At 74.4% G+C, this 13,250-nt stretch carries 12 protein-coding genes; 4 read left to right on the forward strand and 8 right to left on the reverse strand.

Annotated features, from left to right (window positions below; translation table 11 throughout):
* Positions 1–263: 263 nt before the first annotated feature.
* The 3 genes from H181DRAFT_RS05945 to H181DRAFT_RS05955 are packed head-to-tail and all read right to left on the reverse strand — an operon-like array spanning position 264 to position 3,150.
* Positions 264–1,490 carry a bifunctional RNase H/acid phosphatase gene (locus H181DRAFT_RS05945; RefSeq protein WP_045863188.1) on the reverse strand — a complete coding sequence of 409 codons (1,227 nt, stop codon included), beginning with the start codon at positions 1,488–1,490 and terminating at the stop codon, positions 264–266.
* A complete protein-coding gene (locus tag H181DRAFT_RS29635) occupies positions 1,487–2,230 on the reverse strand; it encodes a zinc ribbon domain-containing protein (RefSeq protein ID WP_045863478.1) in 744 nt (247 codons plus the stop codon). Before H181DRAFT_RS29635 ends, H181DRAFT_RS05945 begins: the two co-directional genes overlap by 4 nt.
* Complete coding sequence (locus H181DRAFT_RS05955; protein ID WP_045863189.1) at positions 2,227–3,150, reverse strand: Nif3-like dinuclear metal center hexameric protein; 924 nt, start codon at positions 3,148–3,150, stop codon at positions 2,227–2,229. The genes H181DRAFT_RS29635 and H181DRAFT_RS05955 overlap by 4 nt, the downstream gene beginning before the upstream one ends.
* 285 nt (positions 3,151–3,435) lie before the next feature.
* Here H181DRAFT_RS05955 and H181DRAFT_RS29320 point away from each other — a divergent pair, with 285 nt between their 5' ends.
* A complete protein-coding gene (locus H181DRAFT_RS29320; protein WP_052708472.1) occupies positions 3,436–5,286 on the forward strand; it encodes a hypothetical protein in 1,851 nt (616 codons plus the stop codon).
* 115 nt (positions 5,287–5,401) lie between these two features.
* On the opposite strand, the gene H181DRAFT_RS05965 is transcribed toward H181DRAFT_RS29320, so the two are convergent.
* The 4 genes from H181DRAFT_RS05965 to H181DRAFT_RS05980 form a co-directional block, all read right to left on the reverse strand.
* The gene (locus tag H181DRAFT_RS05965) at positions 5,402–6,280 is read right to left on the reverse strand and encodes a MaoC/PaaZ C-terminal domain-containing protein (RefSeq protein ID WP_045863190.1); all 879 of its coding nucleotides are present in this window, start codon (positions 6,278–6,280) and stop codon (positions 5,402–5,404) included.
* A 441-nt stretch (positions 6,281–6,721) separates the two neighbouring features.
* Positions 6,722–8,194 carry an MFS transporter gene (locus H181DRAFT_RS05970; protein ID WP_254666746.1) on the reverse strand — a complete coding sequence of 491 codons (1,473 nt, stop codon included), beginning with the start codon at positions 8,192–8,194 and terminating at the stop codon, positions 6,722–6,724.
* 166 nt (positions 8,195–8,360) lie between these two features.
* A complete protein-coding gene (locus tag H181DRAFT_RS05975) occupies positions 8,361–9,071 on the reverse strand; it encodes a cytochrome b/b6 domain-containing protein (RefSeq protein ID WP_302622629.1) in 711 nt (236 codons plus the stop codon).
* A gap of 82 nt (positions 9,072–9,153) precedes the next feature.
* Complete coding sequence (locus H181DRAFT_RS05980; protein WP_254666748.1) at positions 9,154–9,822, reverse strand: molybdopterin-dependent oxidoreductase; 669 nt, start codon at positions 9,820–9,822, stop codon at positions 9,154–9,156.
* A 324-nt stretch (positions 9,823–10,146) separates the two neighbouring features.
* Here H181DRAFT_RS05980 and H181DRAFT_RS05985 point away from each other — a divergent pair, with 324 nt between their 5' ends.
* Complete coding sequence (locus H181DRAFT_RS05985) at positions 10,147–10,572, forward strand: NUDIX hydrolase (protein WP_045863192.1); 426 nt, start codon at positions 10,147–10,149, stop codon at positions 10,570–10,572.
* A 96-nt stretch (positions 10,573–10,668) separates the two neighbouring features.
* Here H181DRAFT_RS05985 and H181DRAFT_RS05990 read toward each other — a convergent pair whose 3' ends face one another.
* Positions 10,669–11,172: a hypothetical protein gene (locus H181DRAFT_RS05990; protein WP_052708473.1), complete on the reverse strand. Its 504-nt coding sequence runs from the start codon at positions 11,170–11,172 to the stop codon at positions 10,669–10,671.
* Positions 11,173–11,478: 306 nt separating this feature from the next.
* On the opposite strand from H181DRAFT_RS05990, the gene H181DRAFT_RS05995 reads away from it, so the two are divergent.
* Positions 11,479–12,066: a class I SAM-dependent methyltransferase gene (locus H181DRAFT_RS05995; RefSeq protein ID WP_045863483.1), complete on the forward strand. Its 588-nt coding sequence runs from the start codon at positions 11,479–11,481 to the stop codon at positions 12,064–12,066.
* 130 nt (positions 12,067–12,196) lie between these two features.
* On the forward strand, positions 12,197–13,075 hold the full coding sequence (locus tag H181DRAFT_RS06000) for an N-acetylmuramoyl-L-alanine amidase (RefSeq protein WP_254666726.1): 879 nt from the start codon (positions 12,197–12,199) through the stop codon (positions 13,073–13,075).
* The last annotated feature ends 175 nt before the right edge of the window (positions 13,076–13,250 follow it).

Genomic DNA, 13,250 nt, shown 5'->3' on the forward strand with positions numbered 1-13,250 from the left:
CACACTCCGGTGGGTTGGATGCGGTGGGGAGGCGTCGGTGAGGGGGGGGCGGCCGCATTCCGGGTGAACGTACCGACCAGACGGTAGGTGGTCAACAGACCCTGCAGGGAAGAAGCGCGGCACCCCCGGAACCGGCCCTGGCGCACGCGTCGCCGCGCGGGGAACGCAGCACGCGGGCACGGAAAAAGCCGGGGGCGGCGGCACGGTGCTGCTCACTCCGTGCCGCCGCCCCCGGCGGCGCATGACTCGTGGTGGCCCTCAGCTCAGCGCAGATGCCCCGTGTCGTTCAGCAGACGCAGCGACGCGGTGCCGTCCGCGTAGTAGTCCACCGACGACAGGGACGCCGCCGACAGCTCCATGCGGAAGAGCGACTCCGGCGGAGCGCCCAGCGCGAGCCTCGCCAGGATCTTCACCGGCGTGACGTGCGTGACGACCAGCACCTTCCGGCCCGCGTACCGGGCCAGCAGCTTGTCGCGAGCCACCGCCACGCGGCGCGTGACCTCGTCGAAGCTCTCCCCGCCCCCCGTCGGACGGACCCCGGTCGAACCCAGCCACGCCTCCAGGTCGTCGGGGTAGCGCTCACGCACCTCGGCGAAGCTGAGGCCCTCCCACGCGCCGAAGTCCGTCTCGCGGATGCCCTCTTCGATGCGGACGTCCAGCCCGGTGCGCTTCGCGACGGCCGCCGCCGTCTCGCGGCAGCGGCGCAGTGGGGAGCTGACAACGGCCTGCAGGGTGCCCCGTTCGGCGAGCGCCCCCGCGACCGCGGCGGCCTGGCGCCGCCCCGCCCCGGAGAGTTCGGGGTCCGTACCGCCGCTGCCGGAGAAACGCTTGCTCGGCGTCAGCGGGGTCTCGCCGTGGCGCAGCAGGACGAGCGTCGTCGGCGGCCCGAGGTCCGGGCCCCAGCCGCTGGACGGCGCGGACTCGGCGGCGCCCTCCTCCGCGGGCGCCGACGCCCCGGCCGAGGGGACACCGGCGGCGGGGGCGTCGTCAGGGACGGCGGAACCGGCGGCGTCGAGTTCGGCGGTGGACTCGCCGGCCGACCACCGCTCGCCCCGCTTCCCCGCGTCCATCGCCTCGTTGGCGAGCCGGTCGGCGTGCTTGTTCTTCGCCCGCGGGATCCACTCGTAGCGGATCACGGACCCGGGCGGGAAGACCGCCTTCGCCTCCGCCGCCAGCGGCTGCATGTCAGGGTGCTTGATCTTCCAGCGGCCCGACATCTGCTCGACGACCAGCTTGGAGTCCATCCGCACCAGCACCTCGGCGGCCGGGGCCAGTTCGTGCGCCGCCCGCAGCCCCGCGATCAACCCGCGGTACTCCGCGACGTTGTTGGTCGCGACGCCGATGTACTCCGCTGTCTCGCGCAGGACTTGACCGCTGCCCGCGTCCCGCACGACCGCGCCGTACCCCGCGGGGCCCGGGTTGCCGCGCGAGCCGCCGTCCGCCTCGACGACGAGCGTGAGCCCGGCCCCGGCGCTCCGTCCCGCCGTCACAGGCCGGACTCGGGCGTACGGACGAGCACGCGGCGGCAGTTCTCGCACCGCAGGACCTCGTCCTCCGCTGCGCCGCGCACGTCGTTGAGCTCCGTGATGTTCAGCTCCAGCCGGCAGCCCTCGCACCGGCGCTGGAAGAGACGGGCGGCGCCGACGCCCCCCTGCTGCTCGCGGATCTTCTCGTACAGCTTCAGCAGGTCCCCGGGAACGGTCCCGGCGACCACGTCGCGCTCCTTGCGCACCGTCGCGGACTCGGCGTCGATGCCCTCCACCGCCGCGTCGCGCCGGGAGACGGCGTCCTCCACCTTCGCCTGCACCGCTTCCACGCGCTGCGCGAGTTCCGCGGCGCGCTCCTGCGCGGCCTCATGGCGCTCCATCACCTCGAGGACGATGTCCTCAAGGTCCCCCTGCCGCTTGGCCAGGGACGCGATCTCGCTCTGCAGGCTCTCCAGGTCCTTGGGGTTGGTGACGGAGCCCGAGTCCAGCCGCTTCTGGTCGCGGGCGGCGCGCTGGCGCACCTGGTCGACGTCGCCTTCGGCCTTCGCCTGCTCGCGCGCGGTGTCGCTCTCCTCGGTACGGGAGGCGACGAGCAGGTCGCGGAGCTGGGCGAGGTCGGCCTCCAGGGTCTGGATCTCCTCGTGCTCGGGCATGCTCTTGCGCTTGTGCGCGAGCTGCGCGAGGCGCGTGTCCAGCGCCTGGACATCGAGCAGCCGGATCTGGTCGGCGGGCGCGGCTTTCAGTTGGGGGCTCCCGGGGTGAGTTCGTCGGAGTCGCCCCGGCCAGCGCCAGGGCGGGCAGGGGCGGCTGCGGATTCGGTGGGCGCGGCGCCGGAGGCCGCGTGGGCGGTCCAGGGGTCGGTCACGGCGTGGGAGACGTGCGTGCGCAGGCCCCAGCCGTACCGGTCGGAGATCTCGTCGAGCTGGGCGGCGGCCTGCTCGCACCAGGGCCACTCCGTGGCGAAGTGGGCGGCGTCCAGCAGCGCGAGGGGCGAGTGCTCCCGCGCCTCGGAGGCGGGGTGGTGGCGCAGGTCGGCCGTCAGGTAGGCGTCGACACCGGCCGCCCGCACCTCCGCGAAGAGGCCGTCGCCCGATCCGCCGCACACGGCGATCGTGCGGACCGTGCGGTCCGGTTCGCCGGCGGAGCGGATGCCCTGCGCCGTGACGGGCAGCCGCTCGGCGGCCCAGACGGTCAGCTCCGACAGCCGCATGGGGCGCGGCAGTTCGCAGACGCGGCCGAGCCCGCGGCGGCCCGCGCCGTCCGACGGGTCGGGCACGAGCGGGCCCAGCACCCGCAGGTCCAGGGCCCCGGCGAGCGCGTCGGAGACGCCCGGGTCCGCGGTGTCGGCGTTGGTGTGGGCGACGTGCAGCGCGACGCCGTTGCGGATGAGCGTGTGGACGACGCGGCCCTTGAAGGTGTCCGCCGCGACCGTGGTCGTCCCCCGCAGGTACAGCGGGTGGTGCGTGACGAGGAGTTGGGCACCCAGCTCCACGGCTTCGTCGGCGACCTCCTGCACGGGGTCGACCGCGAAGAGGACCCGCTCCACCCGCGCACCGGGAGCACCCACGTCGCCGCAGACCGTGCCGACCGCGTCCCACTGCTCGGCCCGCTCGCGCGGCCACAGGGCGTCGAGCGCGGCGATGACTTCGGAGAGTTCGGGCACGGGGAAAGGCTACCTTCCAGGCAGGACCGGTATCCGGCCACCGTACGACGGCCCCCGGGACGGGCCCGCGAGGCGGACGCCGGGGCCTCCACGGCTCCCCTTCCCCGGGACGCGCCGCTCGCTACGCCCCACTTCGTACCCCCTTGTCCACCGTGCCGCTTGCACACGCCGGTTGCCTCGCGCAGGCAATTCGCACATCGGCCACTCATCCGCGTGAAGCGTGCGAACTCGCATTGTTCGGACGGGGATACGGCACCTAGCTTCCTCACTGGAGGTGATCGACCCATGACTGCCTGTGCCTCGGAGGGCATCGCGGCGGACAGCCGGACGGCAAGGCACTCCACTTTCACGATCGCGGCCGACGGCGCCTACGCGGCACGGCTCAACGCGTCGGCGGAGGGCGGCTGGTATCCCGAGCGCTGGACCCTGGACGGCCCGGAGCCCTACGCGGTGCCGCTCCCCGGCGACCGCCCGGAGGAGGCCGGCAGCCAGGTGCTGCCCCTGTCCGACGGAAGGGTCCTGATCGCCCGGCGGGAGGCGGGGCGCTACTCGCTGGCGCTGCTCTATCCGACCGGTCCCGCCACGGGTGAACTCCGCCTGGGGGCCGTCGAATCCGAACGCCTCGCGCTGCTGCCCCCCGCGCCCTGCGGGAGGCGTGCGTACGCGCTGACCCCGGGCGAGCGCACCACCGGCGTCTGGCTCGTGGCCGGGGGCGGCGAGGGAGGTCCGAGGCTCCTCGCCGAGGTGCCCGGGCGCTGCTCGGGCGGAGCCTGGCTGGACCGCGAGGGGAGGCTCCTCGCGGTGGACCGCACGGACACCACGGGCACGGGGCGCACGAAGACCGTCGCGGTCGACTTCGCCCGGCACGGCGAGGTCACCCCGCTGCTGCAGATCACGGACGACAGCGACGACCGCCTGCTGCTCGCCGACATCGACAGCGGGCTGCTGATCGTACGGTCGAACGCCCCCGGGGAGGCGCGGCTGGGCTGGGGAGTGCTCGGCAGCCACCGCCCCGTGCGGTTCCCCGAATCGCTGCACCCCGAGGACGCACTGCTCACCCCGTTCGCCGTCCAGCCGGGGCAGATGCTGCTCCCGGAGAGCTGCGCCGTGGCGCTGCACGGGCAGACGACCGGGGCGCGGGCCGGCGGTGCCTGGCTCGGCGTATGGCGCCCCATGCAGAAGGAGCTGCGCAGGTTCCGTGCGCCCGGCGGCTGGCTGCCGGGAAAGGGCGTGTGGACGCGCGAGGGCGAACTTCGGCTTCCCTGCGCCACGGCGCACGTGCCGTGCGGGCTCGCGCGGCTGAGGATGCGCGGCCGCAATCCGGCAGACGACGCGAGGCCCACCGTCGCGGGCACCGGGACCGGCACCGGGACGGGGCCGGGCGGGACTTCCGAGCCGGGTGCGGAGCCGGGCGCCGAGCCGTCCACAGCTCTCCAAGGCCGGGGCGGTGCCCTCCAAGGCGGGGGCGGGGAGCGGGAGTCGACCTCGCGGCCGGGCCTCGGCGAAGAGCCTCCGGCCGACGCCGGCACGGGCCCCGGAACCGGCGGGCGCGCCGGAGCCGAAGCGGAAGCCGGGACCGGCGCGGGCGCCGCCTCCGAGGCTCAGCCCGTGGCCGCCCCGGACGGTGCCGTCCAGCCGGTCTCGCCCCCGGCCTCGACGCCGGTACCGCCCCCCGCTGTCCAGCGGTACGAGGGCGGCGCCGAGCCGCAGCCGGACGCGCGACGGACCCCGGGGCAGGGGCAGCCCTCCGGCACCGGACTGCATGCGGGCCCTCCCGCCCCCGAGGAGAGCGGCGCGGAGAGCGCGGAACGTGCCGTCGGCCCGGCAACGGGCCCGCCCCCGCCGCGGCTCCCCCTGGAGAGCGCGCCGTTCCGCCAGGGTCCGCCGGTCCGGCAGGAGACACCGGAGACGGCGGCACCCAACCCTCCGGGCTCCACCGGCGTTCCGTGCCCGCCCGCGGTGGAGTATGCCCCCGCGTCCGAGGGCCGTTCGCCCGCTCCGGGTGCGCCGTCCGGGCAGCCGGACCGGCAGCGCAGGCCCCTCGGCCACCCCCGCAGGCCCGTACCGCTGCAGGACGCGCCGCTGCCGACGTCACTGCCCCTGCCGGGGGAGTCGGTCCCTACGCATACGGCGTGAGCGGCAGGTCCCGGCCGGGACCGGTGCACGACGAGCGTGGCAGGCGGGACGCCCCCGTACCGAACCCCCGAAGCGAGCGTGCGGCCGCAGAAGCGTTCCGTCGCCGGGAGACGTCTCAGGAGTGCTCGACCACCGCGTCCGTCAGCACGGGAGCCTCGTTCCGCTCGACGGCGGTGACGGCCAACTGCACGCTGCCGGCGCCTCGTCCGGCGCCGCCCTCGCTCTGCGTCCACATGCTCACGCGCAGCGTCTCCCCCGGGTAGACGACCCCGGAGAAGCGAGTGCTGTAGCTCTTCACGCGCGACACGTCGCCGTCGAGCACCGTGTCGACGACGGCCTTGAGCACCATCCCGTACGAGCAGAGCCCGTGCAGGATGGGGCGCTCGAAGCCCGCGAGCCGGGCGAACTCCGGATCGGCGTGGAGCGGATTCCAGTCCCCCGACAGGCGGTAGAGCAGGGCCTGTTCCTCGCGGATGCCGCGGCGCACTTCCCGGTCGGGGCTGCGTTCGGGCACCTCGGTACGCGGAGACGGTCCGCGCTCGCCCCCGAACCCGCCCTCCCCGCGGACGAACAGCTGGGACTCCGACGTCCACAACGGGCCGTCCCCGTCCGCGGTTTCGGAACGCAGCACGATGACCGCGGCCTTGCCCTTGTCGTACACGGCGGCCACCGACGACGTCTGCTCCGCGCTGCCCTCGACGGGTATCGGCCGGTGCGTCCGCACCGTCTGGGCGCCGTGCAGCACCGACGTCGCGTCCACGTCGATGCCCGGTGCCGACAGCCCTGCCATGACTCCGAGGCCGCCGCCGGCCACGGTGGCGAAACTGGGCAGCACGTGCAGGCGGCTCTCCAGGGTGTAGCGCAGCTCGCCCGGCTCGGTCGCCGGTACGCCCGCGCCGAGCCCCAGATGGTAGAGCTGAACGTCCTTGTGTCCCCAGCTGATCCGGGTGCTGCTCGGCTCTGCGGACACGGCCCGTTCGACGTCGATGGGCATCGCTTCTCGGCTCCTTCGGCATGTCCGCACCCGCCGTCCTCGCGGACCGGCTGTACGGCTCTGTTCCAGTGCGGATCGCTCCGGGCACCCGCACGACCCCGCCGGAAGCGTACGGCTGCGGCCCCGGCCGGAATCCGGCCCGCCCCCCGGAAGGGACGGGCCGTGCTCGGAGCTGCCGCGCGCGCGGGCGGCGAGATCGGCACCAGCATTCCGCATTCGGCGCGCATCCGGAACAACGGCTCGGGCGGCCGGGACGGCCGCACCGCCGGGATCACGGCAGGCGCCCCCAACCGCACGTCTCCCGCTCGGAACCGGTGAACGGCCCTCTCCGAATCGGCGAACCGGCCCGCGGCCCACGCCACTTCCGCACTCCGGCGGCGTCCGGCCCGGCCCCCGTGACCAGCTGGCCACCCGCCGCCCTCAGCCCCCAGCCCTCAGCCCTCAGCCCTTGTCGGCGTGCCCGGCCGCGGGCTGCTCCTCGTCCTTCCGCTGCCGCCCGCGGTCCCCCGGACCGCCCTGCCCCGCACCGGGCTCCCCCCGCTCCTCGGGCTCGCGCTCCGGCCGGGGCATCGCGAAGAGCACCAGCAGCGCGCAGAGCACGAGGATGCCGGTGGCGGTACGGAAGGCGAGGCCGTACCCGGACGCCAGCGCCTCCGGGGTTCCGGCTCCCTGGATGCGGGCGGTCGCGACCGTCGACAGCGCGGCGAGACCGAGCGAACCGCCCATCGTGCGCGAGGTGTTGGCCAGCCCGGACACCAGCCCGGCGTCCCCGGGGGGCGCCTGGGACATGGCCGCGGAGGCCAGCGGCGTCGTCGCCATGCCCGCGCCGAGGGCCATCGTCACACCGGGCCCGGTGACCGTCCCGAGGAAGCCGCCGCCGGCGTGCATGCCGCTCTGCCACAGGGTTCCGGCCCCCGCGAGCAGCACCCCGGCGAGTGCCACGTTCCGCGCGCCGATCCGCGTCATCAGGTACGGGGCGGTCTTGGCGCCGACGACGATGCTGAGCGACTGCGGCACGAACCCGAGCCCGGCCTGCAGGGGCGAGTAGTGCAGCACGTTCTGCATGTACAGGGACATGAAGTACCACATGCAGAACATCGCTCCGCCGCAGACGAACATCGCCGCGTTCGCCGCCGATACGGCACGCCGCCGGAAGAGCCGCAGCGGCATGAGCGGCGCCGCGGTACGCGCCTCCACCGCGAGGAACGCCCCGAGGAGGACCAGCCCGGCGGCCAGCGGAACGAGGGCGTCCGCCGAGGACCAGCCCGCGGACTCCGTCCGCACGATGCCCCAGGCCAGCGCGCCGAGTCCCGCGGTGGCGAGGACGGCGCCCGGCACGTCGAGCCGCCGCGGAGCCGAGGGGTCCCGGGCCTCCGTCAGCCACAGGGAGGCGGCGACCAGCACGAGGGCACCGGCGGGCACGTTGATCAGCAGCACCCAGCGCCACGACAGGACGTCCGTGAGCACGCCGCCCACGAAACCGCCGGCCGCTCCGCCTCCGGCACCGACGGCGCCCCAGGTGGCGATGGCGCGGGTGCGGGCGCGGCCCTGCGGAAAGGAGGTGGAGAGGATCGTCAGCGTCGCCGGGGCGAGCACCGCCGCGCCCGTGCCCTGCAGCCCGCGCGCGGCCAGGAGCTGCCACGGCTCCTGTGCGAGACCGCCCAGGAGGCTGGCGACGGTGAACAGCGCGAGCCCCAGCAGGAAGACGCGCTTCCGGCCGAAGATGTCCGCGGCCCGTCCGCCCAGCAGCATGAAGCCGGCGAAGGTGAGCGTGTAACCGTTGACCACCCATTGCAGACCGGCCGCGTCCATACCGAGACCGGTGCGCATGGACGGCAGGGCGACGTTGACCACCGAGACGTCCAGGACCACGAGGAACTGGCCGACGCACGCCGCGAGCACGACGATCCACATGCGGGCGGGCCGTGTCTCCGTACCGCCGCCGCTCGGGGCGCTGCCGTCGTCGGGGTCGCCGGAGCGGTCGCCCGGCCGGGGTTGGGCGGAGGAGGACATGGTGGCCATGCTCGCACCCGGCCGTCGCACCGCCCAGCGGGTATGCGGCGTACGGGAGAGTGCCCGGTCAGCGGCCCGGCCGGACGCCCGCACCGGCCCCGGTGCCGCCCTCCCTCCGGGGAGGGGAGCCGCTGACGGCCTGGTCATCGGAGCCGGCGGTGGAAGAGCCGGCGGTGCCGTCAGCGGGCTCCCACAGCGGATGCTCGCGCCGGGCCCAGGCGCGGTCCGCCCTGCCCGTGCGCATCGCCCTGCGGGCCTCAGGGCGCGCGGCGGCCATCGCGACGTGCGCCGCCAGGACGACGCCGACGGCCAGCGCGAGCCAGTCGTGCACGAACGTGGCGCTCGTACGCCAGACCAGCGGCGCCAGCCCGGTGAACCACATCAGAAGGCCGGTACCGGTCATCACCAGCACGGCTCCGGCGATCCAGGCGGCGAACACCTTCTGCCCGGCGTTGAACTTGCCCGCCTCCCACTGCTCCCAGCGGCCCGGATGCGGACGCCGGGCGCGCAGCGCGGCGCGGAGCCACCGCCTGTCGTGCGGTCCGAAGCGGTTGAGGCGGCGCAGGTCGGCACGGAGCGGGCGGGAGGCCAGCCCCAGCAGAAGCGGCACGGGCAGCGCCAGCCCCGACCACTCGTGGACGGTCACCACCAGGGCACGGCGGCCCACGAGTTCGGCCAGCCCCGGCACGTACAGGCACAGCGCCGAGCCGACGCACAGCGCCATGAGCACCGCCGTGGCGTGGTGGCACCAGCGCACGGCGCGCGTGAAGCGCAGCACGGTGCCGGACGGCCGGGGGCGGCCCGGGCCGGCGGAGGGCGGGCCCGCGGCGTCCGGCTCCGCGCGGACCGGGCCCGGGTGTTCAGGCTGCTGTCGGAGCATCGTCACGTCCGTTCGACTTCCCCACCCAGGCGTCGACGTCGTAGCCGCGCTTCTCCCAGTAACCGGGCCGCACGTCGCGAGTGACGGTGATGCCGGAGAGCCACTTCGCCGACTTGTAGAAGTACATGGGCGCGACGTACAGCCGCACCGGCCCGCCGTGCGCGTGGCTGAGCGGCTTGTCCCGCATGCGCAGCGCGACGAGGACGTCGTCGCGCATGGCCTGCTTCAGGGTGAGGCTCTCGCTGTACACGCCGTCGAAGCAGGTGAAGCGGACGGCTCCCGCTCCGGGGCGTACGCCGGCCGCTTCGAGGAGCCGCGAGAGGCGCACCCCCTCGAAGGGCGTCCGCGGCACGCGCCAGCCCGTCACGCACTGCACGTCGCGCACCATGCGCTGCTGCGGGAGGTCGCGCAGTTCGGCGAGGCTGTACCGGCCGGGCCGTTCGACGAGGCCGCCGACCGTGAGGGCGTAGTCGCCGCTGCCCTTGCGGGGGACGGACGAGGCCACCGAGTAGTAGCGGAAGCCGCCGCCGTTGGGCAGCAGCCCGCTCACCCCCGTCGGGTCCTTGCCGGAGACGGCGCCCAGGACGCTCTCCATGCCGCGTTGCAGCTGAGGGGCGGCCACGAGCCCGGCCGCGCCGAGGCCGAGCATGCCGAACACCACCCTCCGGCCAACGGGGGAACCCTGGCCGTCGGCTGGGGAGTTGTGCGGGGTCGGTGTGTCCACGTGAGTGATTCGAGCATCGCGCGGGCAGGACGCGCCAGCTTTGTTGCGCATGCGTCAGAGTTCCGTCATCTTCCTGGCAAGGGATCCTTCCGTCTGCAAGTGAGCGGTCAACGGCGGCGGACAGGCCGGAGTGCGGCGTAGATCGTCTGGGCGACGAGCGCCACGACGTCCATCGGCGACAGCAGCGATGACGGCGTGCGTCATCAGGTCCGTCCGTCCGCCGGGCATGGCTGCACCGGAGGCAACCACATGAACGCGCAGACCGGGCAGAACCCCGGCATCTCTGCCGCGGTCGTCGTTCAAGGCGGGCGTGTGCTGATGGTGCGCCGCCGCGTCGAGGAGGGCGTTCTCTCGTGGCAGTTCCCGGCGGGCGGGACAGAGGCTGGCGAGTCGCCGGAGGAGGCGGCGGTGCGGGAGACCGCGGAGGAGACCGGGTTGACGGTCGAGTCGGTGAAGGTGCTCGGTGACCGGGTGCACCCGCAGACGGGCCGGCGGATGCACTACACGGCCTGTTCAGTCGTCTCGGGTGAAGCGCACGTCGCGGACGCCGACGAGCTCGACATGGTGTGTTGGGTGGAGCATCGGGAGATCCCCGACTTCGTACCGTACGGGCTGTTCGGCCCGGTGCAGGACTATCTCGACGAGGTGCTGCCTCGGGCGGTCGTGCCCGAGTAGGCCCGTAACCGTCACATGCCGAGGTCCCGCCGTACCGCACCCGGCGGGGCCTCTCGCATGTCCGGCGCTACGTCGTCGTGCCACGCCGGCGGCTGCTCACCAGCTGCCGCCTTCCTCGACGGAGACGACTGAGGCCTTTGGTGTGACCCCGGGGGCGGTACTGAAGATGCTTGGGGTGTAGCTGACTTGGTCTCCGTCGATGGTGGCGGTGTCGATGACCGGTGCCGTCTCAGGTCCGGTGATCTTGTAGGTGAGGTCGAACGTCCTGGTGTCGTCGAGCGGCAAGGCCCCGTTGTAGGCGACGTCCGGCTCGACGGTGTAGTTGCAGCCCGCGGACCCGAAGCACGCCTTCGACTTGACCTTCAGCGTGACCTTGAAGTCCTTCGCCTTCGGTTCACTGATGACCGGCTCGGGTTCCGGCGTGTACTCCAGGTCTTCCTCGTCCCAGTCGGCCGGGGTGTCGTTGAGGGTGGAGTCGTCGGTGTCGTTGTAGCCGGGCGTCGCCTCGGCCTTGGGCGGCTCGTGGCCTCCGGCTGCTCCGCAGCCGGCGAGTGTGAGCGCGGCGACGGCGGCAAGTGCGGCTGCGGTTCGGGTGCGCATGGGTTTCCCCCTCGGGACGTGGTGGGGGGTGTCTGGATTGTGGCGTAAGTCCGACCTGTTCGGTAGTGGCGCGGAGCCGATTCGGGGCGGGCGAGGGCCAGTTGCGGAAGGCAGCGACGAGGCCGCGGAGAGGGTGGGGCAGCATGGGCGGCGACGTCGCGCCGCCGGAGGATCCAGATGACGCAGGCCAGAAGGGCGCCGGAGCCCGCAGCACCGGAAGCCGCCGCACCCGGGCCCGAAGCAGCGGAGCCCGCCGCACGGCCCGCTGCCGCCGCACTCGCCGCCTTCGAAGCCGCCAAGGGGTTCATGCCGGCCGACGAGGGCCTCGCCCTGTACGGCGCGGCGGTACGGGCGGCACGTCTGGGTCTGCCGCTGCTGGAGATCGGCACGTACTGCGGACGCTCCACCGTGCTGCTCGCGGACGCCGCCCGCGCGGCGGACGTCACCGTGGTCACCGTCGACCACCACCGGGGCAGCGAGGAGCAGCAGCCCGGGTGGGAGTACCACGACCCGGAGGTCGTCGACCCGCACAGCGGGCTGATGGACACGCTGCCCGTCTTCCGCCGGACGCTGTTCCAGGCGGGCCTCGAGGAGCACGTCGTGGCGGTGGTGGGCCGCTCCCCGCGCGTCGCGGCCGTGTGGGGCGGCGAGTTGGGGATGGTGTTCGTCGACGGCGGCCACACCGACGAGCACGCCACGGCCGACTACGAGGGCTGGGCACCGCACATCGCGCGGGACGGCCTGCTCGTCATCCACGACGTCTTCCCCGACCCCGCCGACGGGGGCAGGGCGCCGTACCGGATCTACCGCCGTGCGCTGGCCTCCGGTGCCTTCGAGGAGGTCTCGGTGACGGGCTCGCTGCGCGTTCTGCGGCGTACCGGCCCGGGAATCTGACGGAGCCCGTAGCATCCCTGACGTGCATGAGGGAAGTCCGCCACCGAACGAGCAGCCGCCGGAGCCCCGTCGGGCTCCCCGGCCAGGAGCCGCGCGGGGCCGGGCGAGGCATGCCGCCACGGTCGTGGCCGTGCTGCTGCCGGCCTCCTTCGCGGCGTGGCTGATCATGCAGGCCGCAGACGCCGGCGCGGGTTCGGGAGAGGGTGAGGCGGCGCCCACGCTGCTGCCGCCGCCCGCGTCGTCGGAGAAGGACTCGCAGGCTTCGGACGGGCGTCCGTCCGGCGACGGCGGTGAGGCGGCGCGCCCGTCCCGGCCGGAGCGGAAGCCCCTCGCGGGCAGGACCGTCGTGATCGACCCCGGCCACAACCCGCGCAACCGCGACCACGCGGCGGAGATCAACCGCACCGTCGGCATCGGCACCTCCCGCAAGGCGTGCGACACCACCGGCACCGCGACCGAATCCGGTTACGCGGAGGCCGAGTTCACCCTCGATCTCGCCCGCCGGGTCCGCAACGGCCTGGAGGAGCGGGGCGCCACGGTGAAGCTGACGCACGACGGCGACCGCGCGTGGGGCCCGTGCGTCGACGCCCGCGCGAAGGCGGGCAACGAGGCGGACGCCGACGCGGCCGTCTCGCTGCACGCCGACGGCGCGCCCGCGCGTGAGCGGGGCTTCCACGTGATCCTTCCCGCGTCCGTCGACGAAGGGGCCGCCGACACCAGCGCCATCGCCGGGCCCTCGCGCGTCCTGGGACGTGAACTGGTCGCCGCCTTCCGCAAGTCCACCGACGAGGAGCCCGCCCGCTACATCGGCGACGGCAAGGGCATCGACACCCGCGGCGACCTGGGCGGCCTCAACCTCAGCCGGGTCCCGAAGGTCTTCCTGGAGTGCGGGAACATGCGCAACGCCGAGGACGCGAAGAACCTCACCGACGGCGAGTGGCGTGACCGTGCGGCACGCGGAGTCGCCGAGGGCGTCGCGGAGTTCCTCGAGGGAAGGCCCAAGTCCTGAAGGCACGCGCGCCGGACCTCTCCGGGCGGCCGGGCGGCCCGGCGCCGCAACCGCCGCCCCGGTGCGTACGTCCGCGCCGCGCGGGGAGGCGGGGGGCCTCGCGGAACCCGCCTCGCGACGGGTCCCGTACGGAACCTTCCGAGCGGTCCCGTACGGAGCCGTTCGCGCGTCCCCG

The organism is Streptomyces sp. WMMB 714, from assembly GCF_900090125.1.
GTDB classification, from domain to species: domain Bacteria; phylum Actinomycetota; class Actinomycetes; order Streptomycetales; family Streptomycetaceae; genus Streptomyces; species Streptomyces daqingensis.

Bases quoted from the DNA above. Each gene is read 5' to 3' on its own strand.
- H181DRAFT_RS29320 (WP_052708472.1), top strand. From the start codon at position 3,436: ATGACTGCCTGTGCCTCGGAGGGCATCGCGGCGGACAGCCGGACGGCA.
- H181DRAFT_RS05965 (WP_045863190.1), bottom strand. From the start codon at position 6,280: ATGCCCATCGACGTCGAACGGGCCGTGTCCGCAGAGCCGAGCAGCACC.
- H181DRAFT_RS05970 (WP_254666746.1), bottom strand. From the start codon at position 8,194: ATGTGGATCGTCGTGCTCGCGGCGTGCGTCGGCCAGTTCCTCGTGGTC.
- H181DRAFT_RS05980 (WP_254666748.1), bottom strand. From the start codon at position 9,822: ATGCTCGGCCTCGGCGCGGCCGGGCTCGTGGCCGCCCCTCAGCTGCAA.
- H181DRAFT_RS05985 (WP_045863192.1), top strand. From the start codon at position 10,147: ATGAACGCGCAGACCGGGCAGAACCCCGGCATCTCTGCCGCGGTCGTC.
- H181DRAFT_RS05990 (WP_052708473.1), bottom strand. From the start codon at position 11,172: ATGCGCACCCGAACCGCAGCCGCACTTGCCGCCGTCGCCGCGCTCACA.
- H181DRAFT_RS05995 (WP_045863483.1), top strand. From the start codon at position 11,479: ATGCCGGCCGACGAGGGCCTCGCCCTGTACGGCGCGGCGGTACGGGCG.